This window comes from Parabacteroides faecalis (assembly GCF_022809355.1).
Lineage (GTDB): Bacteria > Bacteroidota > Bacteroidia > Bacteroidales > Tannerellaceae > Parabacteroides > Parabacteroides faecalis.
Window position 1 is genome coordinate 12,973 of sequence record NZ_JAKZMM010000026.1, and the last position, 25,515, is coordinate 38,487.

The 25,515-nt window shown below is 41.1% G+C and carries 21 protein-coding genes; 5 read left to right on the forward strand and 16 right to left on the reverse strand.

The window, feature by feature from the left end; genetic code table 11:
• Positions 1–431: 431 nt before the first annotated feature.
• Positions 432–1,052 (reverse strand): PliI family lysozyme inhibitor of I-type lysozyme, encoded by a 621-nt coding sequence (locus tag MUN53_RS10780; protein ID WP_243325426.1) that lies wholly within the window; start codon positions 1,050–1,052, stop codon positions 432–434.
• 471 nt (positions 1,053–1,523) lie between these two features.
• Between MUN53_RS10780 and MUN53_RS10785 the strand changes: the two genes are divergently transcribed.
• Together MUN53_RS10785 and MUN53_RS10790 are read left to right on the forward strand one after the other, a co-directional pair.
• Entirely contained in the window at positions 1,524–1,823 is a 300-nt protein-coding gene (locus MUN53_RS10785; protein WP_243325427.1) for a glutaredoxin-related protein, read from the forward strand.
• Positions 1,824–1,825: 2 nt separating this feature from the next.
• Positions 1,826–2,431 carry a YqiA/YcfP family alpha/beta fold hydrolase gene (locus tag MUN53_RS10790; RefSeq protein WP_317236346.1) on the forward strand — a complete coding sequence of 202 codons (606 nt, stop codon included), beginning with the start codon at positions 1,826–1,828 and terminating at the stop codon, positions 2,429–2,431.
• A gap of 40 nt (positions 2,432–2,471) precedes the next feature.
• On the opposite strand, the gene MUN53_RS10795 is transcribed toward MUN53_RS10790, so the two are convergent.
• A complete protein-coding gene (locus MUN53_RS10795) occupies positions 2,472–3,125 on the reverse strand; it encodes a YczE/YyaS/YitT family protein (protein WP_243325429.1) in 654 nt (217 codons plus the stop codon).
• A gap of 944 nt (positions 3,126–4,069) precedes the next feature.
• Between MUN53_RS10795 and MUN53_RS10800 the strand changes: the two genes are divergently transcribed.
• Positions 4,070–6,523, forward strand: a complete 2,454-nt coding sequence (locus tag MUN53_RS10800) for an FAD-dependent oxidoreductase (protein WP_243325430.1) — start codon at positions 4,070–4,072, stop codon at positions 6,521–6,523.
• Between the two features lie 89 nt (positions 6,524–6,612).
• Here the strand turns inward: MUN53_RS10800 and glmM are convergent, their stop codons facing one another.
• The 12 genes from glmM to panC form a co-directional block, all read right to left on the reverse strand.
• The gene (gene glmM / locus MUN53_RS10805) at positions 6,613–8,004 is read right to left on the reverse strand and encodes a phosphoglucosamine mutase (RefSeq protein ID WP_243325431.1); all 1,392 of its coding nucleotides are present in this window, start codon (positions 8,002–8,004) and stop codon (positions 6,613–6,615) included.
• A 25-nt stretch (positions 8,005–8,029) separates the two neighbouring features.
• Positions 8,030–8,617 (reverse strand): DUF4827 domain-containing protein, encoded by a 588-nt coding sequence (locus tag MUN53_RS10810; RefSeq protein WP_243325432.1) that lies wholly within the window; start codon positions 8,615–8,617, stop codon positions 8,030–8,032.
• Between the two features lie 53 nt (positions 8,618–8,670).
• Positions 8,671–9,723 carry a DHH family phosphoesterase gene (locus MUN53_RS10815; protein WP_243325433.1) on the reverse strand — a complete coding sequence of 351 codons (1,053 nt, stop codon included), beginning with the start codon at positions 9,721–9,723 and terminating at the stop codon, positions 8,671–8,673.
• A gap of 50 nt (positions 9,724–9,773) precedes the next feature.
• On the reverse strand, positions 9,774–11,033 hold the full coding sequence (locus tag MUN53_RS10820; protein WP_243325434.1) for a ComEC/Rec2 family competence protein: 1,260 nt from the start codon (positions 11,031–11,033) through the stop codon (positions 9,774–9,776).
• A gap of 67 nt (positions 11,034–11,100) precedes the next feature.
• A complete protein-coding gene (gene rpe / locus MUN53_RS10825; protein WP_022456303.1) occupies positions 11,101–11,757 on the reverse strand; it encodes a ribulose-phosphate 3-epimerase in 657 nt (218 codons plus the stop codon).
• A gap of 341 nt (positions 11,758–12,098) precedes the next feature.
• Complete coding sequence (locus MUN53_RS10830; protein ID WP_022456305.1) at positions 12,099–12,692, reverse strand: RNA polymerase sigma factor; 594 nt, start codon at positions 12,690–12,692, stop codon at positions 12,099–12,101.
• Between the two features lie 210 nt (positions 12,693–12,902).
• Positions 12,903–14,498, reverse strand: coding sequence for an OmpP1/FadL family transporter (locus MUN53_RS10835; RefSeq protein ID WP_243325435.1), 1,596 nt, complete (start codon positions 14,496–14,498; stop codon positions 12,903–12,905).
• Positions 14,499–14,524: 26 nt separating this feature from the next.
• On the reverse strand, positions 14,525–15,862 hold the full coding sequence (locus MUN53_RS10840; RefSeq protein WP_243325436.1) for a hypothetical protein: 1,338 nt from the start codon (positions 15,860–15,862) through the stop codon (positions 14,525–14,527).
• 350 nt (positions 15,863–16,212) lie between these two features.
• Positions 16,213–18,261, reverse strand: a complete 2,049-nt coding sequence (locus tag MUN53_RS10845; RefSeq protein WP_243325437.1) for a M13 family metallopeptidase — start codon at positions 18,259–18,261, stop codon at positions 16,213–16,215.
• A gap of 30 nt (positions 18,262–18,291) precedes the next feature.
• Complete coding sequence (locus tag MUN53_RS10850; protein ID WP_243325438.1) at positions 18,292–18,801, reverse strand: NUDIX hydrolase; 510 nt, start codon at positions 18,799–18,801, stop codon at positions 18,292–18,294.
• Positions 18,802–19,177: 376 nt separating this feature from the next.
• Entirely contained in the window at positions 19,178–19,528 is a 351-nt protein-coding gene (gene panD, locus MUN53_RS10855) for an aspartate 1-decarboxylase (protein WP_022456309.1), read from the reverse strand.
• A gap of 15 nt (positions 19,529–19,543) precedes the next feature.
• Positions 19,544–20,383, reverse strand: a complete 840-nt coding sequence (panC, locus tag MUN53_RS10860) for a pantoate--beta-alanine ligase (protein WP_243325439.1) — start codon at positions 20,381–20,383, stop codon at positions 19,544–19,546.
• A 99-nt stretch (positions 20,384–20,482) separates the two neighbouring features.
• On the opposite strand from panC, the gene MUN53_RS10865 reads away from it, so the two are divergent.
• Both MUN53_RS10865 and MUN53_RS10870 read left to right on the forward strand, forming a co-directional pair.
• Positions 20,483–21,301, forward strand: coding sequence for a glycogen/starch synthase (locus MUN53_RS10865; protein ID WP_243325440.1), 819 nt, complete (start codon positions 20,483–20,485; stop codon positions 21,299–21,301).
• Positions 21,302–21,310: 9 nt separating this feature from the next.
• A complete protein-coding gene (locus MUN53_RS10870) occupies positions 21,311–22,699 on the forward strand; it encodes a DUF4270 domain-containing protein (protein WP_243325441.1) in 1,389 nt (462 codons plus the stop codon).
• A 43-nt stretch (positions 22,700–22,742) separates the two neighbouring features.
• Here the strand turns inward: MUN53_RS10870 and fmt are convergent, their stop codons facing one another.
• Positions 22,743–23,717, reverse strand: a complete 975-nt coding sequence (gene fmt, locus MUN53_RS10875; RefSeq protein ID WP_243325442.1) for a methionyl-tRNA formyltransferase — start codon at positions 23,715–23,717, stop codon at positions 22,743–22,745.
• Between the two features lie 6 nt (positions 23,718–23,723).
• Positions 23,724–25,514: a chloride channel protein gene (locus tag MUN53_RS10880; protein ID WP_243325443.1), complete on the reverse strand. Its 1,791-nt coding sequence runs from the start codon at positions 25,512–25,514 to the stop codon at positions 23,724–23,726.
• Position 25,515: the final 1 nt, after the last annotated feature.

The window sequence follows — 25,515 nt, forward strand, 5'->3', positions numbered from 1 at the left end:
AATTGTAAATAGTTCCATATTTTTATGTTTTAAAATTCATCTTTACTTATACAATTGGTATGCCAGAAAAGGAATAAAGAATATAATCGATTGAATATAAAAGCAATAGAAGTATCCAGTTTACTTCCAATGCTATTTTAACTTTCTCAATTTGATAAACTGATATTATTATTGTGAGATGATCTATCTGAAAACGGTTAAACTCTATCGGAAGGAAATCATTCCATGAAAACAGTATAAATAATGCTAAAAGCAGGAGTAGATAAATATATAAATTTCAATACGGACGGAAATGGCGGAGCAGAGCCAATCATGTGAATGTCACTACTGGGTAAAAAGAAAGCCGACGGAAAGTGTGGTAAGAACTTTCCGACGGCTGTGAATATTGTTGGGAAGCAATCAATGTCTATCAATAAAGAAAAGATCACACCTTAAAACTCCAGGACTTTATCGATCTTCAATATTCGACCGGTTTCTCCATCCACCAGCTTATACTGTATCTGTCGGGTTCCGCCAGTCGGATTGGCATTACTGTCTCCGTCTTTATAGATGGGAAAACGCTGACAAAATGTATTTTCCACAATGGCCATCTCATCATGGCCCATATAACCTTTGTTTACTTCGTTGTTTTCCGAGATTTCGGGCAAATATACTTGGCTCACTGACTTTCCGTTGTTAACAGAGTATCCGATAAATTTCCCGTAACTTCCGCTACCATCCGAAGTCAGATAGACAAACACTTCCGGATAACTGTCTATATTCAAGTCTCCTATTTCGGCATTGACAACTGTATATCCGGTAATATCATGATACAAGGTCTCGTTGGATATACTCAATCCGGAAGGTTGAATCACAAGACTGTCTCCTTTCACACTCACTTTAAAGGAAATCTTACTTCCGGGATATGTCAATTCCGTGTTGAAACCGGTTTCCTGTCTGGTTACACTGCTTTCTTCTTTTGCTGATACTTCAGAAACATCGCTTTTCTCATTCTTGCTGAATGAACAAGACATCAACAAGGCACATAATACAAAAGAACTTATTTTCTTCATGACTTTCTTGTTTATAATTGTAATCTATTTTTATCAAGCTTCTATGTTATTACATATTTGCTGGATTTCATGAATAAGTCTTGATACATGAAACCCGTCACAAACAAACTACATTTTTAGAGAACAAAATATTTCTCCATCATTCCTTTAAGCTGATCCGACGATAGATTGACTATTCCTATTGATTCTATAAGTGAAAACTCCTCCTTGTTTTTACCTATAACAAACTTGCGTTCCTGACCACTTACTTTCTACAAAACAAAACTATGCAAATCCTTTGAATAAAACTAATTTTTCCGGTAAAACTTTGATCAACCAATGATTAGAACTGATTACCGAAAACTTCTATATGTGGTCGTCTCTTTAATTCTGGACTCACTTATGGAGTAAAACTGACAATAGGCAGATTTGCTTTATCAGGTAAAATAAATTATCTTTGGTGGAGTTTGAATGCATTAATTGACTACGGTTATGATAAAAATATATGGAATGGACACATGTCCGGATTGTACGTATGTGGAAGAACAAGTGAAAGATAATAACCAGTACGAAGTAATTGATATCGGTCGGCACGTAAGAGATCTGAAGGCTTTTCTGAAACTCCGGGACCATCATCCGGCTTTTGATGAAGCCAAACGTATCGGAGCTGCCGGCATTCCTTGTTTTGTACTCGATGACGGCACAGTAACACTGAATCCTGAAGACGCGGGGTTGCATTCACGCCCCATCGGCGAAGGAACGACATGCAGTATTGACGGAAGCGGTTGTTGATGATGGCACAAAAGATTCTTTTTCTTCATGGCTTCTTTGCATCGGGTGCCTGCGTTCCGGCTCTTGCCCTGAAAGACTACTTCAACGGTAAAGCTACAGTTCTGACTCCGGACTTACCTCTGCACCCACAGGAAGCTCTCGACTTTATCCGGAGATTATGCGAACAAGAAAAACCGGATATCTTGGTAGGAAACAGCAACGGTTCGTTTCTGGCGCAGATAGTGGCTGCCCAAAACAAGATTCCTGCCTTGCTAGGAAATCCGTATTTCGAGATGACTCGCTTCCTTATCGAACGTATCGGTTCGCATGAATACAAGTCCCCAAGGGCTAATGGAAACCAACAGCTTGTCATCGACCAGGCATTGATTGACGAATTTGCCGGGCTTCAACAGCATCAGTGGGATTATTGCCAAACAGCCAGTCAGGAAAACATTTGGGGTATATTTGGAGAGAATGATCACCTGGCGCACTTTGAGCCTTTATTCCTGAAGCATTACAAATATGCTTATCATTTCCCGGGTGGTCACACACCAACAGCTGAAGAAGTGCGGACGTATTATGCTCCGCTGGCCGAAAAGTTATTGGCGTATAATGGAATTTCCATCTAATCGTTCATGGAGTTAACTTACACATCCGGCTCATTTTGCTTCATTCCTTATGTACATCCAGCCAATTGGTGACGGGTGTTCCAATCAACAGATCGGTCACACCAACGGTTTTCCCAATCAGATAGGCAGATATAATGGTTCCCAGTCCAATGCCAACGACCTTGTGTACAAGAATAAGTCCCGACAATAGGGTAAACAAGACCAAAGAGATATCGAAGCGGATACGTAAATAAGAAAAGGGCTTACGTAATACATGACACAATGTTTCTACAATGGCATTGCCGGGATCTAAAATCAGATTTGCCTTTGTCATGGCATAAACTCCGACACCTGTAAGGATATTGGACAGGATCAACAGGAAAAGACCCGACAAAAACTTCGGATTCATCACCGGAACAAGCAGGTCGTAGATGTCGATAAAAAGTCCGACAAGAAAAGCCATAGGAATCTGTAGCAGTAACTTATAAGATAAAGACTTCAGGAGAATGGCCTGAGCAGTGATAAAGATTATATATAAGATGAAGTTGGCCGTTCCGAATGAGATGTGCAAAAAGGTGGAGTATGAATAGGCTACCGAACTGATCGCTGCCACACCCAGATTGGTTCGGGTACTCAATAAGATTCCAACTGACATGATATTCATTCCCAACAAATATAATATCGCTTGCCTCTCTCCGATCTTTCCACCTAACATAAATCCTCCTTCACTTAAAAGAAAACCGACTGGTACAACCGAAGCTTTCCTCGTTATAACCAATCAGCACGCAAATATATTCAATTATTCGACAAATTAATTGTGTTCTTTACTTTTATTCAAATTCTCCCTATATTTCTTGTCTGCCGTGCCTTAACTCCATATAAATCCATCTCGATCTCAAACTACAACCCAACAGTTGGTATTGACATTTTGTCAAATTACCCCTTTCATTTTTGCGTTATTTGAACCAGACTGCGAGACTGATTACAAATAAGCGACGCACAGAGAGTTAAGGTTTGACAGATCGATATAGGAAACGTTTTTTCAGTGACATTCTGATCAACGGATAAAGCATTCATGCCGGGAATTAGAGTGGGTAGTTCGTATTGAAAGCATTTTCTCCTTCTTTTTGTCACCCGAAAAAAGACTGAATATGCGTATATTCTGGACTCAAAAATGAGAATTGATGGAGCTCTTTTTCCAAAACAAGCCCTTTTAATACATACATTTTAACAAAAAGGAGCCGTTTTTAAAGATTTTCTCCCTGAAAAGGGTCGTTTTTCGAGTAAAACATACTTATTTTGTTTCGATTCTTCGTTACTTTTATCTCAAAACCCTACCAGAAATGACTGAAAACACGCCGGCTTTTGGAAAAAATAAGCCGGCTTTTGCCAAAAAGGCTTTGGAAATCTGATGGAAAGTCTCGTTTTCTCTCCTATTTTATCCGGTTTTCAGGTTTCTCTCGTCAGCAAATAATCAGAATATAAGTCTTTTTGTCACAAAAACAGAGATTTTACTTACACCCCTATTTTTATCTATCAGCTCATCAATTTCATTGATCGGTATTTAAGGAGATAAAAACAAAACATTGTGTACCTTTGTTCTTATAGTAAACAAACGATTTAGCTTACGAACTCAGAAACTAATAACTTATAAATAATATGAAATACCTGATAGTTGGAGGTGTTGCCGGAGGTGCTACTGTTGCCGCCCGCCTCAGAAGGAACGATGAGAAAGCCCAGATCATTTTATTTGAAAGAGGGGAATACGTATCATACGCCAATTGTGGTCTGCCTTATTACATTGGCGGCACCATCAAAGAACGGAACAAGCTGTTTGTACAGACTGTTAAAGGGTTTGTCAGCCGCTTCCGTATTGACATCCGTACCCGTCAGGAAGTAACCCGTATATTACCTGATACGAAACAGGTGGAAGTCAAGAACCTGCAAAGCGGAGAAGTCTACACAGAGAACTACGACAAGTTGGTACTCTCGCCGGGAGCCGAGCCGTTGCGCCCAAGAATCGAAGGCATTGACAGTCCGAAAATCTTTACCCTGCGGAATGTTCCCGATACAGATGCCATCAAAGGTTTCCTACAACAGACGAATCCGAAGAAAGCGGTTGTCGTAGGTGGTGGATTCATCGGACTGGAAATGGCAGAGAACCTACATGAAGCCGGAGTGCAGGTAACGGTCATTGAAATGGCCGATCAGGTCATGGCTCCTCTTGACTTTTCGATGGCAGCCATGGTGCACCAACATCTCACCAGCAAAGGTGTAACATTGCTCCTAGGCAACGGCGTGAAGAAATTTGAGACTCTGGCGGATCAATCCCTGGCTGTTCATCTTTCAAGCGGGAAAACCGTACAGACCGATCTAGTAATCCTGAGCATTGGTGTGCGTCCGGAAAACCAACTGGCGCGCGAAGCCGGTTTGTCGCTGGGCGAACGAGGCGGAATCCAGGTCAATGCCTATCTGCAAACGTCGGATCCGGATATCTATGCCTTGGGTGATGCTGCCGAAATCCAGCATCTGATTACTCACAAGCCAGCCATGATTCCATTGGCAGGACCAGCCAACAAGCAAGGCCGTATTGCCGCCGATAATATCGTTTACGGCAACAAGGAAGTATATAAAGGAGCGATGGGAACATCAATCGCCAAGATATTCGACCTGACGGTTGCCGCAGCCGGAGCCAATGCCAAACTGCTGAAACGGGAAGGCATTCCGTATATATCTTCTTATACACACGGAAGTTCGCATGCGGGTTATTATCCGGGAGCCGTTCCTTTATCCATCAAGATCTTGTTTGCGCCCGAAACAGGTGTGTTGCTGGGTGCACAGGTAGTAGGATTCGGCGGTGTGGACAAACGTATTGAAATGTTGGCCCAGACCATCCAGCACGAAGGTACGATTTATGACCTGATGGAGCTCGAACATGCGTATGCACCTCCATACGCCGCCGCCAAAGATCCGGTTAACATGGCCGGTTTCGTTGCCGACAACATCCTGAAAGACCGCGTTCGGATCATCACCTGGCGCGATATCGACAAGCTCGAAGCCGATGTAGTCAAGATTGATGTCCGTACTAAAGATGAATACAGCTTAGGAACAATTCCGGGCTTTATCAATATCCCGGTGGACGAACTACGCGAACATCTGGACGAACTGCCCAAAGACAAGCCGATTGTGGTTACTTGTGCCGTCGGATTAAGAGGTTATCTTGCCTATCGTATCTTGGTACAGAACGGATTCAAGAATGTACGGAACTTATCGGGTGGATACAAGACCTGGAGTACAGCTACGGCACCCGTCTGCAACGATGCCCATTGCCAAGCCCAAGCCGATACGGAAGAAAAAACAGACGACGGGCAGCCGGCCAATGCATCCAAACCAGTTTTATCGGTCGATGCTTGTGGATTGATGTGCCCTGGTCCTATTCTGCAACTGAAGAAGAACTATGCAGAACTGAAAGAAGGGGAAGCTCTAGTCATCAAAGCTACCGACCAGGCTTTCGGGAAAGACGTAGCATCGTGGTGTAAAATGACCGGAGCCCAGCTCACAAGTCTGGAGAACCGAAACGGGATTGTAGCTGCTACCATCCAAAAAGCAGCGCCTGTCTGTTCTGCCGCCACGAGCCAGCCTGCCGATCACAAGACCATCGTTGTTTTCAGTGACGACCTCGACAAGGCATTAGCCAGCTTTGTGATTGCCAATGGAGCAGCGGCAGCAGGGAAAAAAGTCACCCTTTTCTTCACGTTCTGGGGACTGAACATCATCAAGAAGCAGAACAAACCGGCCGTCGAAAAAGACCTCATGGGAAAAATGTTCGGTTGGATGCTTCCATCCAGCAGTGAAAAGCTCAAACTGTCTAAGATGAATATGGGCGGTATGGGTAGCAAGATGATGCGGATGATCATGAAGCAGAAACGAATTGACAGCTTGGAAAGTCTGATACAACAGGCTATCGACAACGGAGTAGAAATGATTGCCTGCACCATGAGTATGGATGTGATGGGAGTCAAGCAGGAAGAACTACTGAATCACGTCAAATTAGGCGGTGTTGCCACCTACCTGGAAAGAGCCGAAGAAGCAAACCTGAATCTCTTCATCTGATGATTCAGGTCACATAAAAAGGAAATCGCCAATCTGAAGACATTTTCAGATTGGCGATTTCCTTTTATAAGAAGATTAACTGTCGCTGCTTATTTACACATCTCATGGATGATCTGAATCAATTCGCCACCCAGTTCTTCAGCTTCCTGCATGGTATGAGCTTCTGAATAGATACGGATAATCGGTTCCGTATTACTCTTGCGCAGATGAACCCATTTGTCAGGGAAATCGATCTTCACACCATCAATATCCGTGATATCATACTGGGCAAACTTTTCTTTCACCTTTGCCAGAATGGCATCCACATCAATCTCAGGAGTCAGCTGAACCTTTTGCTTGGAGATGAAATAAGGAGGATAAGTAGCACGCAATTCACTTACCGTCATTTGTTTCTTAGCCAGATGAGTCAGGAACAAAGCAATGCCCACCAAGGCATCACGACCATAATGGCTGGCCGGATAAATCACACCGCCATTACCTTCACCACCGATCACGGCATTGGTTTCCTTCATCTTCGTAACCACATTCACTTCCCCTACGGCAGCAGCATTGTATGCACAACCGGCATAACGACGAGTTACGTCTCTCAAAGCACGGCTTGAGCTCAGGTTGCTGACTGTATTACCCGGCGTACGGCTTAAAACATAATCAGCTACGGCTACCAAAGTATATTCTTCAACGAACATTTCGCCGTTCTCGCAAACAATGGCCAAACGATCCACATCCGGATCCACTACAAAACCAACATCTGCCTTTTCTGTACGAATCAGATTAGAAATATCCGTCAGGTGTTCTGGCAGCGGTTCCGGGTTATGCGCAAAGTGACCTGTCGGTTCGCAGTTCAGCTTCAATACCTGCTTTACACCCAAAGCTTCCAGCAAAGCCGGAATGGCAATACCACCCACTGAATTCACACAGTCGATTGCCACCTTGAAGTTCGCAGCCTTGATTGCTTCTACATCGACCAAATCCAACTTCAATACAGAATCAATGTGTTTCTGGATATATGTCGTATCAGTAATTACCTTACCCAAATGATCCACATCCGCAAACTGGAAATCTTCTTTTGCTGCCAAAGCCAACACTTCAGCCCCTTCTGCTGCATTCAGGAATTCACCTTTTTCATTCAGCAGCTTCAAAGCATTCCACTGTTTCGGATTGTGACTTGCTGTCAGAATAATACCTCCACATGCTCCTTCCATAGCCACAGCCAGTTCAGTTGTCGGTGTAGTAGCCAGATCAATGTCCACTACATCAAAACCCATGCCCATTAAAGTTCCTAAAACCACCTGTTTTACCATCGGGCCAGAAATACGGGCATCCCGACCAACAACAATCTTATTAGTCGTCACTTTCGTATTCTTGCGAATAAACGTTGCATACGCAGCTACAAACTTGACTATAGCCAACGGATTCAAGCCGTCTTCCGGATCTCCACCAATCGTACCGCGAATACCGGAAATAGATTTAATTAATGTCATAGTATATTATAGATTAAACAATGATTTACTGCTCAAAAGTATATCTTACTTTCGGGAAATAAAGCGGTTCTCCAGATGACTGGAAAGAACTCGGTCCCACTTTAAACGGAACAATCAGTTTTACCACGGCGCTATCGCCCACATGCTGCAGGCCTGAAGCCAAACCTTCGCAGATGAAGCTACTCATCACCGCATCCACATTGGTATCATTCTGATCATATCCCCAAATATAGTAATCTTCTGTGTATTTCTGATAAGAAAAAGTAACAGGCAGGCGCGAGCTGGCAAAACCATCCAGTTCAAGAGTATCCGACTTGAAGAAACGCACCACAAAACGACAATTGACATTCTGACGTTTCGTACCTATTCTATTTCCATTTCCGGAATCAATGACATTAATATAAACATCATTATCCATCTGATAGAACTCATTTTCCTTAAACACGCCATCAGCTGGATATTCTTTCAAAACCACGATGTCTTCTTCGTCCATCAACCTCTCAACCGCCTTTTCTTCGGCTTTCAACATATCGGCATAAGATTGTGTTTTGTCGCATGAAGTAATCAACAAAACAGCAGTCATCATCAACGAACTTCCTAATATTTTATTCATTTGATTCTATTATAAATGTAATTAAAGGCAAATATAGACATTCTCTGAGAATTTTACGGCTGATTCTCTCTGTTTTCTTTCCTTAAGCTCGGGTTAAACTCTTCTAATGCATTCTCAAAACAGGCGATTGCTTCTTCCAATGTCCCGAAAAATTCTCCACCCGAAGCATTTTTATGCCCGCCACCATGAAAGTATTTGGAAGCAAACTCATTGCAAGGGAAATCACCTACCGAGCGCAACGAAACCTTGATATAATCCTTGTCTTCCCGCAAGAAAACACTGAAACAAACATCCTCGATACTCAATGGCATATTGACAAAGCCTTCCGAGTCGCCCGACACATAATGGAAACGTTCCAGTTCTTCAGCCGACAAAGACATCATTGCCGTATGCTTGCCCGGATAAACTTTCATCTTCTCATACAATACATATCCCTGCAAACGCAAACGGCTCTCTGAATAGACCTGAAATACCTTCCGGTAGATTTCATCCTTATCAATGCCTTTCTTGATCAACTCACCGATGATAGTATAAATTTCCGGCTTGTTCGAATTGTAAGTAAATGATCCGGTATCGGTCATCATTCCGGTATAAATACAAACAGCCGATTCACGAGGTAACAAATCAAACATACCCATCCGACAAATAAATCGGAATACCATTTCGCTGGTTGACGACATCTGCGGATAAGACATGGTAACCCGACAAAAATCAGCCGGATTCAAATGATGATCAATCATGACTTTTCTGCCTTCGGCTGCCAACAAGGCATCAGCTACCTTTTCAACTCGTTTGGGTTCATTAAAGTCCAAACAGAAAATAACATCGGCATCGCGCAATAACTGGTCGGCAAATTCCTGGTACTTGTCATACACAACAACATCTTTGGCTCCAGGCATCCAGCGATAGAACGGCGGAAAATCGTTAGGTACAATAACTGTTACCTGATCTTTACCATAAGTATTCAAGAAATGATATAATCCTAAGGAAGCACCTAAAGCGTCTCCGTCGGGAGAAACATGTGTGACAATAACAAACTTATCACCTTTTTCAACATACTTTTTAGCTTTCTGGATCAGCTCTTCAGCAATGATTTTAGTAATCATGAAATCTACATTTTAATCGGCACAAAGGTACATCTTTTTCTGAATATTCCTCAACTTATTCGTTCAATAAGCATAGACGCTGAAAAGAGAAAAAAGAAAAAAAGTGCAGTCACTAAGTACCTGGGATATTTTTCCCGGATATAAAAACATAAAAACAAAAGAGATAGATATACTTCAAACAGCATAAAGACAGAAAGAGGCTCGGCCGGAGTAACCGGATCTACACGTCCTATCCGGTCGACAAAAGAACAAAATGTATCGGTCAGCCAACTGGTCATTTCATGTAAAGGCATACAAACCCAACCCTGTTTGACAAGAACAATCCATACTAATGCCAACGGAATGATCAAGATAGAAAAAAAGGAAACCGGCAATGCAGCCAGCAACGAAACGGAAGACATTTCTCCAAAATAATACAAACATAAAGGAAACGTTCCGATCTGGGCAGCCAGGCTAATAGCAAACCAGTCCCAAGGAATCCGGATAAACGGATTTCTCAACTGAAACAAAGAAGCAATACGGCGATAGAAAAAGAAGATAGAAAGGACAGCCAGAAAACTCAACTGGAATCCGATATCAAACAGGTAGAACGGGTTATACACCAACATGCAAAAGGCCGTTGCACACCAGGTATTATATGAATCACGTTTCTTCCGAATAGTTACTCCAATCAAATAGAGAGAAAGCATCCAAGCTGCCCGAACAGCCGATGCGGCCAAACCAGTAATGGCTGCAAACAACCAGATAGAAACCAGCAGTAATACGGCCTTTAAATACCGGAGTCTGGACTTATCCGACAAAGGGAATAAACACAACCGGAGGAATGAATACACCACACCCACATGAAAACCACTGACCGCCAGAATATGCGCAGCACCAGCCAGAGAGAATCGCTCTCTCACACTTCCTTCTAACTCCTGACGATAACCGAGAGTCAGTGTTGCCAAAACATTTTTCTTCCATTCAGATAAATCAAGTAAATCGATGGGTTCCAACAGTTCTCTCTGCCATAGCTGACACCATTCCAACCAGTCTGCATAATAAAAAGAATGGTTTGTCTTCAAGCGATAGTAAACATAGCCACAAGATAATGCCAATAAAAGCAACAGATACCAAGTGCCCCATTGCCATCTTTCGCCATACAGAGATTTTTCTCTCTGTACATTACGAGAAAAGAACATAAGAGAAAGACAGATACAGCCTAATCCAATAGCTGCACATTCGAAAGGAACGTACACCGATATACATATTCCACATAACCAAACAAAAAGCGGCCTGGCAAAGGGCCGCTTTCTTAATTCCTTTGTCATAGTTTCAGTTTTGAGAAGATATAGATTATTTTAATGCCACTTCGTTATGTGACTCAACATCTACACATCAACTATTCAGCATCTTCAATTCCTTAATGATCGCATTTGGATCAGGAGCCTTAAATACAAAACTACCGGCCACCAATACATCGGCCCCAGCTTCCAACAAGCGCTTACCAGTTTCCAAGTTTACGCCTCCGTCTATTTCTATCAGCGTATTCAAACCTTTCCGATCAATCATTTCACGTAATTGGCGTGTCTTCTCGACCGTATGTTCAATAAAAGTCTGACCACCATAACCCGGATTAACCGACATCAACATGACGACATCCACATCCTGAACAATATCTTCCAGTAAACTAACCGGCGAATGAGGATTTAATGTAACGCCCGCTTTCATCCCTGCTTCATGAATTCCGGCAATCGTCCGATGTAAATGTGTACATGCTTCATAATGTACATTCATCAAATACGCACCGGTTTCAGCAACCTCACGAATAAACTTATGCGGTTCAACAATCATCAGATGTACGTCCATCGGTTTCCGGCAAATCTTTTTCAATCCTTTCAGAACAGGAAAGCCAAAAGAAATATTAGGGACAAACACGCCGTCCATAATATCTAAATGTAACCAATCTGCCTCACTCTGATTAATCATCTCAACGTCTCGCTGCAAATTCATAAAATCGGCAGCCAATAAGGAAGGAGCAATCAATTGTTTCATAAAGAATCCTTAAATTTTAAGCAAAGGTAAAAAAAAAGAGAATACAAGTCAATGTATCCTCTTTTCTCCTATTCCATGATCAGTTCATCACAAAGCCGCATAAGTCTGAATCTAAAGAAGATTCCACATGATAGGAACGAGCAAACTGATGTAAAAAATCCAGTGTTTGCCGACGAGGCTTAACCTCTGATCCTGCATGTTGCGCTTTAAATGAATGATCAAACTTTGAAAAACATGACGTAGATATTTTCTTCATAGGCATTCTATTTTTTATCATTCTATATAAAAAACGAATCATCTATGAAAATATTGTGTCTATCCAGTATATTTATAGTTTTTTCTTATGCCAATGATAATTCAATATGATGTTCTTCGGCCAAGCGGCGAAGATTTAATATAGCATAACGCATCCGTCCTAAAGCCGTGTTAATACTAACCCCCGTCAAATCGGCGATTTCTTTAAAACTCAAATCGCGATAATAACGCATTTCCAGAACTTCCCGTTGATTATCAGGCAAGGATTTCAACAGTTTCCGAACGTCGGCCAGTATCTGATGCTTCACCAGTTTATCTTCAATAGTACCATCACACAACTTGATATTATTCAGCAAATCTACTTCGACTTCATCATTTGAAACCGTATTCTCATTACGCTCCTGGCGATAATTATCTATAATCAGGTTATGAGCTATCCGTGTGATCCATGCTTTAAACTTACCATTATCAGTATAACGGCCTTGCTTAATAGTCATAATCACTTTAACAAAAGTTTCCTGAAAGATATCTTCAGCCAACTCTTTGTTACGAACGATAAAGAAAATATAGGAATGAATACTACTTTGATATCGGCTTAACAAAACATCAAAAGCAGCGTTATTACCTTTTGCATAAAGGACGACAAGATCTTCGTCTGTCATCATCTCTAATCTATTCATTACTACTATTTTTATGATTTCTACGAGTAATGTTATGCTATAGGCGATAGGATTTTAAGAGTTAAACATATTTTATTTCTATGCAAAGAAACATAAATCATTTTACACAACCAAACTTTTCATAAATAAAAATTCCCTTATTTGTATTATTGTACAAACAAGGGAATATTCAGGACAAAACCCGTATCTCTAACGAACAAAAGAATAAGATCAGAACTTATATCCTAATGTTAACGCAACACGTGTCGAACTGGTATTCAAAGACGCCGGAGAAGATTTCACCATAGTTTCTCCAGAATCGGAATACAGCGTAGAGAAGGTATAGGCATCTTCCTTTACGGTTTTAAGCACACAAGCAAGGTCTACATAAAACTGAGGCGTAAAACGATAACCTAATCCCACCGTATAGTTCGTAATATTATTAGTCAATGTATAATGAGGTAATGTACCCACCGTAATGACTTCCGTATTTCCATCTCTCAAGGTTGAACTCATTCCGCTACCAGACCAAGAAGCTCCAGCACGGACTGCAAACTGAGGTGTAACTTTCACTTCCGCTCCTACTCGAAGCGTATTGGATATACCCAGTTTCTGATCTACCTCGTTATTTGTTTCGATATTGGCATTACCATAATCATCCGACAAATACATCCGGCGATAATTCATAACCTCATAATCTACACTCAATAATGCTGTCTGTCCAAAGATAGCCGCTGCACTGAAGATCCATTTATCAGGTGTGCGGAATTTATATTTACTATAAGCTCCTTGAGGTGAATTAGCCTCATATTTCTTTGGCAAAGATTCTATATCCGATGCTCCATTTGCATCATAATAATCAGTCATTTTATACCACGTAGGAGAGTTATATGCAACACCTACACGCAAGAAATCAATCGGACGACAAATTGCACCGATGTTAATGCCATATCCCGTTCCTTTGGTAGTCAGGCCATTTTCCAGTTCAATATAGCTATTCTTGTTGGAAGCATAGTCTTCAGCATAATATGAATACAAATCATAACGAAGATCCGTTATCGATACGGTTGCTCCTAACAGCAAAAAGTCTGATATATTCGTTCCAAAAGCCAAAGCGTACTGATCAACTGCTCCTGATTCCTGTACATGCATTTCTGTATTCGACCGCGTATAGGGAATTCCGGCTGTACTACGCAAAGATGATTCGTACTGTTTTCCATTATAATTTAAGAAACCGGCATCATTCGACAAGACAGACAACCAGTCACCTACTGACTCATACGGATCATAGGTAATATTACCATTTCCATCTTTACGAAAATCAATATCACTGGGTGTCAATCCTCCTTTATTGGCCCGGGCAGCCACATAATCTGCCAAAGAAGCTCCCATGTCACCACTTCCACGCAATGAATAATTACGAGAATAATTCTTCAACCGGTTATATGAAAAGCCAACATTCCAACTTAATAATCCGGAATCGTTCCCCGTTGGGAAATAGCCTACATAAGCGATATTATCAAAATTGAACTTCGTTTTATCAGCAGTCGTTCCATTGCCTAACCAGTTACTCTTTGCTGAAACCATAGAGACATCTGCAGTAGCTACCACTTCAGAACTACGATAAACAGCCAGACCTGCCGGATTGCTATTCAAAACAGAGATATCACCACCTAAAGCACCAAAAGCACCACCCATACTCATACTACGAGCTGTACCGTTTAAATCACCATTAGGTACATATTTATAGGCATCTGCAAGGCCTTGAGAAAAAGCAGCACCAGTACTTAGTACCAGTGCTGATGCTATTGTTAATACTTTTTTCATCGTTTCTAATTCAAAATCAACCTTAATTATCTTCCTCTACCGCTGGAGCGACCGCCACCACCACCGATACTACCGCCACTCGAACGGCCACCGCCCATGCTTCCACTACTAAACGAACCACTGGAACGACCGCTTCCATAATTGGAAGGTGAACTGAAGCTTCTTGTTGAACGGCTTGACTGTGTATTCATTTGACTATTAAATACGCCACTGCTACGACCTGTAGAATAACTGCTACGACCCGTTGAATAGCTACTGCGACCTGAAGCTGAACTATTACTGATTCGTGTACGAGAAGACGAAGAAGTAATACCACTGCTACGACCACTACCCCGTGTAATGGATGAAGAACTTATTGCACTGGAAGAAGATCCACGACCGATACTGCTACCGGAAGAGCGACCACTTGAACGGCCACTTGTTGCATAACTCTTCAATGAAGTAGAGTTTCCAGAAGAATAACGTCCTGAGCCACGTCCTGAAGAAGCAGAAGTGATATGACCTGCATCACGGCCTGATGAATAACGGCCGGAACTTCTCAAGCTATTGCTACTTGCATATCCACTGGAACGACCATTCCGTCCGTAAGAAGAACGGCCATTGTCATACCGATGATAATAGGAAGGAGCATAAGCATAATGATGATAATGCGGATAAAAGCCACCATAATAACCATAGTAACCCCAGCCCCATGAAGGACCCCACCATGGATCGTACCAAGGACTATAATAGCCGGCATACCAACCGCCCCAGCCCCAATAATACGGGCGATACCACCAAGATGAATAGTAACCCCACGGATTATAGAACCAAGGATCATACCATCCCCAAGAATACCAGGGTGAACCAAAGTTTAAATTCACCGACACATTCGTTGTCCCATTAGAATAATCCGTATCATAATCATAGGCATAATAACCGTCTTCCAAATATAAATCAACCTGGTCAGCTCCCACAATTGATATTTTACTTGGCGAATGATAACGAATAATACGTTCACTGTATTCCAAATCAGAACGACGATCGGATTCAACCTTTACCTGTGTTTTCTCAGGCTCTTGTGCTACCTCTTCCTCTTCTGCATACGCTTCATCATCATACCCAGAATAACGACGATTATACTCGTCTACATCCCGTTCTTCTTCAATATCAGAACGTGTATAACTACTTGGCAAAACCGTTTCTGTCGGCTCAGCATCCAAATCATCGTTCTTCTCTTCTTCTTTTATGTTTTTTTCTACCGAAGCCTCTTCTTTCGACTGGTTCGAAGAATAATAAACATCATCGAAGAATTGCTCCTGCCCTGTTGCATTCAATGCCAACAGAAGCATCACCATCAAGGATGTTAATTTTTTAGGTTTCATATTTTTTCCTCCTAATTTATTGCCTGTTATCTTTTTGACTATGCCAGAAAAGTTTCGTTTAACCCAGTAAGGCGTTTTGAATTTATTTCACACTTACCTTCTTTATTCCGAAACATACCAGACATTCTAGTTACAAATATAACTATTTGTCTATTAGTACATATCAAAAACAATCGACTTTAACATTCATTTTAGAGCATTTTCTCTGTTCTATATAAGAATAGATGCATTTAAAGGATGATTTGCTGCAAAAGCCTTATTCTTTTTTATATACAAAAAAAACTCGACTTCCTAACTAAGGTTAGAAAATCAAGCTTTCTTATTTTTTACTGCATCACAAACCGATGTTATTACCAGATATTAACACGATCTGCCGGCTGCATGTACATAGCATCTCCTTCTTTAACATCAAATGCTTTATAGAAAGTATCAATATTCTTCAACGCTGCATTTACACGCCATTTACCAAGAGAATGCGGGTCCATTTTGGTCCGACGAACAATTTCCTCATCCCGGATATTCTGTGCCCACAAAGTTGCATAACCTAAATAAAAGCGCTGATCACCAGTAAATCCATCAATCACAGCAGGTGTTTCTCCCTGAAGGCTATTCAAGTATGCCTGATGTGAAATCAGCAAACCTCCTTGGTCGGCGATATTTTCACCCAATGTAAAACTACCGTTAGCATGCATCGTATCCAATACAATAATATTGTCATATTGGGCAACTAACTTATTAGCACGTTCCGTAAAACGAGCCGCATCTTCTGATGTCCACCAGTCTGCCAAATTACCTTCCTTATCATAATTACGACCTTGATCATCAAATCCGTGTGTCATTTCATGACCAATCACAACGCCGATCGCTCCATAATTGATCGCATCATCAGCCTCCGGATCAAAGAACGGTGGCTGAAGAATAGCAGCCGGGAAACAGATTTCGTTAGTTGTCGGATTGTAGTAAGCGTTGATAGTCTGCGGTGTCATATACCAACGTGATTTATCTACAGGCTTTCCGGCATCAGCCAACATATATTCCATTTCAAAGATAGATGACCGTCTTACATTAGCCCAATAAGAATCCGGTTTGATTTCCAAAGCCGAATAATCTCTCCATTTATCCGGGTAACCAATTTTCACCGTAAAGGCAGCCAATTTTTCCTGAGCCTTCAGCTTGGTTGAATCGCCCATCCATTCCAATGTATTGATGCGTTCACCCAACGCTTTCTGCAAATTGCCAACCAAAGTCAACATCTTTTCCTTGGAACTTGCAGGGAAGTATTTGGAAACATACATCTGACCGACAGCTTCGCCCAATGATCCGTTTACAGTAGACAATGCCCGTTTCCAGCGTTCTTCCAGCATTTGTTTACCCGACATGGTCTTGCCGTAAAAATCAAAGCTTGCATTTACAAAATTGTCACTCAGATAAGGAGCAGCAGCACTCAGCAGATTAAATGCCAAATAATATTTCTGATCATCCAAAGAAACCTTTTTCAAGAAATCGCCCAGTTTCTTATAATAAGCAAACTGCTTGGCATCCAATTCAGGTATGCTGTCTAAGCCCATAGCGGCAAAGTAAGCATTCCAATCAAGAGCATCGTTTGATTTTATAAAGTCAGCACAAGACATCTTGTTGTAATTCTTTTGCGAATCGCGCAACTCTTCACGAGAGAATGAAATCTTAGCAATTCCATTTTCAACATTCATGACTGCGGCTACTGCTGCTTCTGCCTGTTCAGGAGAATGACCAGCCAATGCAAACAAACGAGAGATATATGCTTTATAAGCTTCCCGGATCTTGCTGAAAGTCTCATCATTCTGCAGGTAATAATCACGATCACCCATTCCCAAACCTGCCTGATATAACTGAACAATATTCATTGAACTGTTCTTCTCATCAGCACCTACATAAATAGCAAAGAAAGGAGTAATACCTTCTTTATGCAGATTGGCAACCATTTTTGAGAACTCGGCTTTTGTACCCAAATTACGAATGGCAAGCAATTCTTCCTTTACCGGCTCGAATCCCTCTTCATTCGTTTTCACGCTATCCAGAGCCAATTCATACAACATTCCGATTTTCTGAGCTACACTACCTTCCTGTTGTGGAGCAGCCTTCAATTCTTCTACCAAAGCGCGAAGCTGTTCACGGTTCATTTCCATCAACTGTTCAAACACGCCATAACGGGAAAATTCCGGCTTCAACGGATGTTCTTTCATCCAGCCACCGCAGGCATACTGATAAAAGTCTTCACCAGCCGTTACTGTTGTATCCAAATTTGCCAAATTAACAGATTTACAAGTAGATTGCGTGTCCGTTTCTTGAGCTTTGTTACCGCATCCCGCCAGCACCATGAATCCTGCAGCTACAAGCGGGAACATAATCTTCACTTTCATCTTGCTATATTCTTTTTGTTTAAACGATTATCATTCCATTTGCAAGTTTTGCTTGCCTAACTTCTCATACTCACTCTCAAAATTAGGAGTAAAAACGCCTTTTCCCAGGTGAGCCTTTATTTCCTCGGCAGACCAAAAACGTCCTTCCTCTATTTCTTCAGGATCTAGAGAAAACGGACCCTCATAAATAGTCCGATAAGTATTCACCAGTTCTTTTTCCACCTTCGACTCAAAGACATAACGCATCAGAAAAACCGGATTAAAATCGGTGATTCCTAACTCCTCACGAACCTCCCGACGTAATGCTTCTTCAATCGTCTCGCCATAATCGACATGGCCTCCAACTGCAGTATCCCATTTTCCCGGCTGGATATCTTTTGTCATCGAACGCTTCTGCAAATACAAATCACCGGCTTTATTAAAAATATGCAAATGCACAACCGGATGCAACCATTTACATCCATTATGGCATTCCCGGCGAGTTGCCTTACCTATTGTCTGACCTTCCTCGTTCACCAACGGGAACCATTCTTCCTTCATATTTATATATTCATCATTAAACGCGCAAAGATAAAGAATAAATGGAATTTATCAAGCTAGGAATCCTCAATTTAAGTATGCAATCTATTAAAAATTCCCCTTACTTGATCAACTTCGCAGAACGGCAAAGGAATCCCATCCGAGACCAAACAAACTTTCAGAAGAGGTGGAATCTACTTGAAGAATAAATGAATTTTATTTTGTTCGCCCACGCTGATTATATATTCATCCACGCCGAACATATATTCGGCATGGGCGATTATATGTTCGCCCTGGGCGAACAAAGAATAGACAACGTATATAAACAAAAAGCACAACGTATTTTGGATAAAATACGTTGTGCCTTTCAAGTTACTCTCCAGCAAAATTATCTTTGTTAAATCAAACGATTCGTTGCAGTATCCGGGAATATGACAGCCGGCTTAAAAGTCTTAGCCTCTTCAAAATCCATCAATGCATACGACATAATAATGACAACATCACCCGGTTGTACTTTGCGAGCTGCAGCACCATTTAAACAAATAACGCCAGAGCCCGGTTCACCTTTAATGACATACGTTTCAAAACGCTCTCCATTATTATTATTGACAATCGAAACCTTCTCATTCGGTATCAAATTGGCAGCCTCCATCAAAGCACCATCTATCGTAATACTTCCAATATAATTCAAGTTGGCTTCGGTAACTGTCACCCGATGAATCTTTGATTTAACAACTTCTATATACATCTTTCTTCTTTATGATTAATATTTAATATTGTCAATCAGACGTACTTCGCCACAATAGACAGTAATACAACCTACCGGATACGTCGTATCAGACCAGTTTTGAATAGGCTGCATGGTATTTCCATCTACGATTTCGAAATACTCTACTTCCATCTCCGGAACCTGATTGATTGTATTCACAACATAATCAATCACCTCCTGAACACTCTTTGCGGGTACAAAGGTAGTGCTTTCTTTTAATGTACGGGCAATTACCGGTGCTTTTTGACGTTGTTCGGGAGTCAAACGGGTATTCCGGCTACTCAACGCCAAACCATCCGCTTCACGTTGAATCGGACAATCAACGATATGAACTGGCAGATTCAGCTGCCGTACCATTTCGCGGATAACAGCAATCTGCTGGAAATCTTTTTCTCCGAAATAAGCATTATCCGGTTCTACTATATAAAACAACTTACTCACGACCTGAGCAACGCCGTTAAAATGTCCCGGACGACGAGGACCTTCCATAACCTCAGCAACCGGACCCAAATTAAATACGCGTGTATCTGGTTCTGGATACATTTCCGCTACCGAAGGAGCGAAAACATAATCACAACCTACAGGTTCAAGCAAAGCACAGTCTGCATCCAACGTACGTGGATACGTTTCCAAGTCATGCTTATCATTAAACTGCGTCGGATTAACGAAATCACTGACCACACAAATATCATTTTCGGCAACACAACGCTTCACTAAACTAATATGTCCGGCATGCAAAGCTCCCATTGTAGGAACAAGACCGACTTTCTTCCCTTTTTCTCGCTCAAGAGCCAAGAAATTCTTTAAATCTTTGATAGAACTTACTATTTTCATCTTATAGATGCTTAAAAACGGTGCAAAGCAACAAAATAATTATCAGAAATAAAAGATTTTTACTATCTTTGTACCGTCTAAATAAAAGAAAAATACAGAATGGATGCAAAAAAAATCTTGTTTATAGCTCAGGAAATCACCCCTTATTTACCGGAATCTGAAATTGCAACAATCTGCCGGAATCTTCCGCAAGGAATTCAGGAACGCGGTCGCGAAATCAGAACTTTCATGCCTAAATTTGGTAACATTAATGAACGTCGCAACCAATTACATGAAGTAATCCGCCTTTCGGGAATGAATCTGATTATCGACGATACGGATCATCCGTTGATTATTAAGGTTGCATCTATACAAGCTGCCCGTATGCAGGTATATTTCATCGACAATGATGATTATTTCCAACGTAAATCGACAGTTGTCGATGAAAACGGAAATGAATATGAAGACAACGACGAACGTTCAATATTCTATGTACGAGGTGTCATAGAAACGGTTAAAAAGCTTCGTTGGATTCCCGATGTTATTCATTGTCATGGTTGGATGTCAGCTTTCACGGGGTTGTATATTAAACGTATGTATGCAGATGATCCATGCGTACGAAATGCTAAAATCGTTTATTCAATTTATAACGACGACTTCAAACAGCCGCTGGATCCAAACATTGCCAACAAATTGATTATGGATCAAGCAGAAGAAGCTGATGTAGAAAACTTACGTAAAGATACAAGTTTCGTAGGTTTGTCTAAATTAGCAATTGATTTTGCAGACGGCGTTATACAAGGTAGCGAAACAATCCATCCAGACATTTTACAATATATCGCTACGAAACCTAATACTCCATTTTTACCGTATCAATCACCCGAAACGTACATTGACGAATTTAACAAATTCTACGATGTCGTTTTGGAATCTAAATAGTTATTTAACATGGACTTTAAAAGACTTATACTTGGGCTCGCTTTCGGAGGTATTTTACTTAGCGGGTGTAATGATGAATTGAGCCAGGTTGGACCAAGTATTCAGCCAGATGGTGACCGTTCTTTTGTTTATGCGGATACATTTCAGCTTGAGGCATCTACCATTAAATTAGATTCGGTATATGCCCGTACTGTAAACGGACTGTTAGGACAAATCTACGATCCCTTGTATGGAAACCTGAAAACAGATTATATCTGTCAGTTCTATTGCCCTGAAAATTACAAATTCGCCCATGAACCGATTGATGGTAAGGTCGATTCAATGGCATTCTTTATCATGTATGATGAAGGCGGTTACGTAGGCGACTCATTAGCTCCTATGCAGGCTAAGATTTACCAGGTTACTAAACCTTTGGCACGGAATTATTACACAAACATGAATCCCGAAGATTTTTGTGACCTGCAAACACTGATTGGAGAAAAAACTTATACGGCATACGATTTGAGTATCCCTGATTCTATTCGTAACATCACGGATACAAGTGATCCTGATTATTATACACCGAATGTACGTATTCGAATCAGTACGGATATTGCTCAACGTTTTTATGATGAAACAGTCAACAATCCGAGTTCTTTCCAAAATCAGGAAGCCTTTAATAAATTCTTCCCCGGATTTTATGTAACAACTGGGTTTGGAACAGGAAACATCCTGGAAGTGGCTCAATCGTCTTTCTTTATATATTATAAGTATAAATCGACGACAGAAGCAGGAAAAGATACGATTATCCATACAAGAGAGCAGTTCAATGTGACTAAAGAAGTCATCCAGATGAATCAAATAGAGAATGGTAACATTGAACAATTGTTGGAACCGAATGAAGAATTCAGTTATCTGAGAAGTCCAGCCGGTGTTTGTACTAAAATAGTAGTTCCAGCCTCCGCTATCAAAGAAAAGATAGGAGATCGCATCATTAACGGTCTGAACTTCTCCATGAAAGCCATGCCTCAAGAAGAATGGTTATATGCTTTTGAAGCTCCCGACAATGTGTTGCTTTTGCCGGAAGACTCTGTTCAAAGTTTCTTTGAGAACAATAAAATAGAAGACAACGTGACTTCCTATTTGGCAACCTTTGGTGAATATGCCACAAACACATATTCTTTTGGGAACATATCAAGCCTATTACAAGTACATTTGGAAAACAAACCTGACGAAGATTTGAATTTAATACTACTTCCGGTTTTACGAGGAACACAAAATTCAAGTAGTTCTTGGGGGAGTTCAGGTAAACCTTACACGACATCAATTACGAACTATATGAAACCGTCAGGTGTTCGATTGAAGAAAGACAAAGAGGCTATGCAAATTGTAGTATTGACAAGTAAATATAACGATTAAGGATAATGAAATAAAAAAGAGGAACCAATCGGTTCCTCTTTTTTTATTCTACATGGCTTTCTGCTATCTGCTTGAAACCATTCAGGAAATCAGTTACAGACATTCGTTTTTTCCCTGCCAACTGCACTGATTGTAATCGTAAAAATCCTCCATCAACCGCAACGTCAACAAAGCTTTTTCCATCCGATTGAATTGTACCAACAGGAAAACAATGTTGCTCCGGACGTTTCTCCGTCTGATAAATTTTCAGGACTTGCCGTTTACCATCACGGGTAACCAATTCCGTCCAAGCGGCTGGATAAGGAGACAATCCCCGTACAAAGTCATACAAATTCTTCAAAGGTTTATTCCAATCAATCCGACAAGTCTCCTTAAATATTTTAGGAGCCGGCAAAAATTCAGACACACCATCAAACAAGTCTTTCTGAGGGAAAGGTACTACATTCCCTTCACAAATCTGATCAACCGATTTCAGTACAGTCTGTGCTCCTAACGCCATTAAGTTATCATGCAAGATTCCTGCATCATCAGTATCTGCAATAGGACATGTTTCCTGCATAATAATACTTCCGGTATCAATTTCATGATCCAAGAAAAAAGTTGTTACACCTGTCTTGGTATCACCATTGATAATTGCCCAATTAATAGGAGCAGCACCCCGATACCGAGGCAATAAAGAAGCATGCAAATTAAACGTACCCAAACGAGACATGTTCCACACAACTTCAGGAAGCATACGAAAGGCAACAACGATCTGCAAATCGGCATTCCATGCACGAAGAGCTTCCAAAAACGCTTCATCTTTTAACTTCTCGGGCTGAAGAATAGGAAGACCAACTGATTCAGCATACTTTTTAACAGCACTCGACTGAAGTACACTACCATGCCGTCCCATCGGTTTATCAGGCATTGTTACAACGCCCACCACTTGATAACCATGTTCAACCAAAGCTCGCAGGCATTCCACCGCAAATTCGGGTGTGCCCATATATACAATTCTCAAATCTTCTTTCTTCATATCTTATCAATCTCCTGAAAAATTATCTACCAAAACTTCTCTATAGGAATTAAATATTTTCGACTTAGACATAAATCCCATATATCTGCCCGTTTCATCAACTACCGGTAAATTCCAGGCTTTCGTATCATCAAAAATCTGCATAATCTGGTCCATAGGCGTATTCACCACAATCTTAGCCGGTGCTGATACCATGAATTTGGAAACATGGAACCGATTATACAACTCTGGACGGAACATGATATTCCGAATATTATCCAGCAGAACTATTCCCAGCAAAATACCTCGATCATCCACTACCGGAAACGTATTACGACTACTCCGTGCAATCACTTTTACCATGTCTCCTAACGTCATTTCTGGAGAAACCACCTGGAAGTCGCGCTCAATCACATTGTCTGCACTCAACAAAGTCAATACGGCTTTATCTTTATGGTGCGTCAACAATTCCCCTTTCTGAGCCAAGCGCATCGAATAAATACTATGCGGTTCAAACATCAGAATTGTAATATACGAACCTATAGAAACAATCATCAGAGGAAGGAACAAATCATATCCACCAGTCAATTCTGCAATCAGGAAAACGCCCGTTAAAGGAGCATGCATCACACCCGACATAATTCCAGCCATACCTAACAAAGCAAAATTCTTTTCCGACAGATACATCGTAAAAGGAAAATAATTACATATATGAGCGAAAATGAACCCCGCAATACATCCCAGATATAGACTAGGAGCAAAAATACCACCACAACCTCCACCACCATTGGTAGCACTTGAAGCAAATACTTTAGTCAGCAAAATCAGTCCCAAAAAGATAACTATTCCAAAGTAGGAATCATTCAGAGGGTAGAACATACTATTGTCCATCAACCCAGCGAACTGACCGTTCAGCAACAGACCGATCGTATCATATCCCTCCCCATAAAGCGGAGGGAAAATAAAGATCAACAAGCTCAGCATAATTCCTCCCATCATAAACTTACGCCAATATGTCGTTCCATACCGACGATATTCGCCTTCAATCCAGTTCATCACACGGGTAAAATACAGGGAAATCAAGCCACAGAATATTCCTAATAAGATGACATAGGGAATACGTTCTATTACGAATGCTTCGGTCTGAGAAAATTTAAACATAGCCTCTGTACCGGTAAATATATATGATACGGTAGCAGCCGTTACTGAAGTGATCAACAAAGGCAACACGGACGTCATGGTCAGATCCAGCATCAATACCTCGATCACAAAAACAAGTCCCGCAATAGGCGCTTTAAAGATACCAGCGATGGCTCCAGCAGCGCCACATCCCACTAACAACATCAAAGTCTTTTGTTCCATCTTGAACAAACGGCCCAGATTGGAACCAATAGCGGCACCGGTCAATACAATCGGAGCCTCGGCTCCGACAGATCCACCGAAACCAATGGTTACCGAACTAGCCACAATGGATGTCCACATATTATGAGGTTTAATCCGGCTCTTCCGCTGGGAAATGGCATATAAAATTTTCGTCACACCGTGGCTGATATCGTCACGCACGATATATTTTACAAACAACCCAGCCAGTAAGATACCCAATACCGGATACAATAAATACAAATAATTGACTTGATCAGCAGCGAAGTTCACTGACAATACATGCTGAATGAAGTGAATTAAATTTTTCAAGATGATGGCCGATGCAGCAGTGCAAATACCTACCAAAAAACTAACAATCAATACAAAGTGTTTTTCCTTTATATTGTTTGCCCGCCAAACAAGAAATTTATAAAACCATCCATTTTCTGTTGTCATA

Excerpts from the sequence above, each read along its gene's own strand:
- MUN53_RS10780 (WP_243325426.1), bottom strand. The coding sequence starts at position 1,052 with ATGAAGAAAATAAGTTCTTTTGTATTATGTGCCTTGTTGATGTCTTGT.
- MUN53_RS10785 (WP_243325427.1), top strand. The coding sequence starts at position 1,524 with ATGATAAAAATATATGGAATGGACACATGTCCGGATTGTACGTATGTG.
- MUN53_RS10790 (WP_317236346.1), top strand. The coding sequence starts at position 1,826 with ATGGCACAAAAGATTCTTTTTCTTCATGGCTTCTTTGCATCGGGTGCC.
- MUN53_RS10795 (WP_243325429.1), bottom strand. The coding sequence starts at position 3,125 with ATGTTAGGTGGAAAGATCGGAGAGAGGCAAGCGATATTATATTTGTTG.
- MUN53_RS10800 (WP_243325430.1), top strand. The coding sequence starts at position 4,070 with ATGAAATACCTGATAGTTGGAGGTGTTGCCGGAGGTGCTACTGTTGCC.
- glmM (WP_243325431.1), bottom strand. The coding sequence starts at position 8,004 with ATGACATTAATTAAATCTATTTCCGGTATTCGCGGTACGATTGGTGGA.
- MUN53_RS10810 (WP_243325432.1), bottom strand. The coding sequence starts at position 8,617 with ATGAATAAAATATTAGGAAGTTCGTTGATGATGACTGCTGTTTTGTTG.
- MUN53_RS10815 (WP_243325433.1), bottom strand. The coding sequence starts at position 9,723 with ATGATTACTAAAATCATTGCTGAAGAGCTGATCCAGAAAGCTAAAAAG.
- MUN53_RS10820 (WP_243325434.1), bottom strand. The coding sequence starts at position 11,033 with ATGACAAAGGAATTAAGAAAGCGGCCCTTTGCCAGGCCGCTTTTTGTT.
- rpe (WP_022456303.1), bottom strand. The coding sequence starts at position 11,757 with ATGAAACAATTGATTGCTCCTTCCTTATTGGCTGCCGATTTTATGAAT.
- MUN53_RS10830 (WP_022456305.1), bottom strand. The coding sequence starts at position 12,692 with ATGAATAGATTAGAGATGATGACAGACGAAGATCTTGTCGTCCTTTAT.
- MUN53_RS10835 (WP_243325435.1), bottom strand. The coding sequence starts at position 14,498 with ATGAAAAAAGTATTAACAATAGCATCAGCACTGGTACTAAGTACTGGT.
- MUN53_RS10840 (WP_243325436.1), bottom strand. The coding sequence starts at position 15,862 with ATGAAACCTAAAAAATTAACATCCTTGATGGTGATGCTTCTGTTGGCA.
- MUN53_RS10845 (WP_243325437.1), bottom strand. The coding sequence starts at position 18,261 with ATGAAAGTGAAGATTATGTTCCCGCTTGTAGCTGCAGGATTCATGGTG.
- MUN53_RS10850 (WP_243325438.1), bottom strand. The coding sequence starts at position 18,801 with ATGAAGGAAGAATGGTTCCCGTTGGTGAACGAGGAAGGTCAGACAATA.
- panD (WP_022456309.1), bottom strand. The coding sequence starts at position 19,528 with ATGTATATAGAAGTTGTTAAATCAAAGATTCATCGGGTGACAGTTACC.
- panC (WP_243325439.1), bottom strand. The coding sequence starts at position 20,383 with ATGAAAATAGTAAGTTCTATCAAAGATTTAAAGAATTTCTTGGCTCTT.
- MUN53_RS10865 (WP_243325440.1), top strand. The coding sequence starts at position 20,483 with ATGGATGCAAAAAAAATCTTGTTTATAGCTCAGGAAATCACCCCTTAT.
- MUN53_RS10870 (WP_243325441.1), top strand. The coding sequence starts at position 21,311 with ATGGACTTTAAAAGACTTATACTTGGGCTCGCTTTCGGAGGTATTTTA.
- fmt (WP_243325442.1), bottom strand. The coding sequence starts at position 23,717 with ATGAAGAAAGAAGATTTGAGAATTGTATATATGGGCACACCCGAATTT.
- MUN53_RS10880 (WP_243325443.1), bottom strand. The coding sequence starts at position 25,514 with ATGACAACAGAAAATGGATGGTTTTATAAATTTCTTGTTTGGCGGGCA.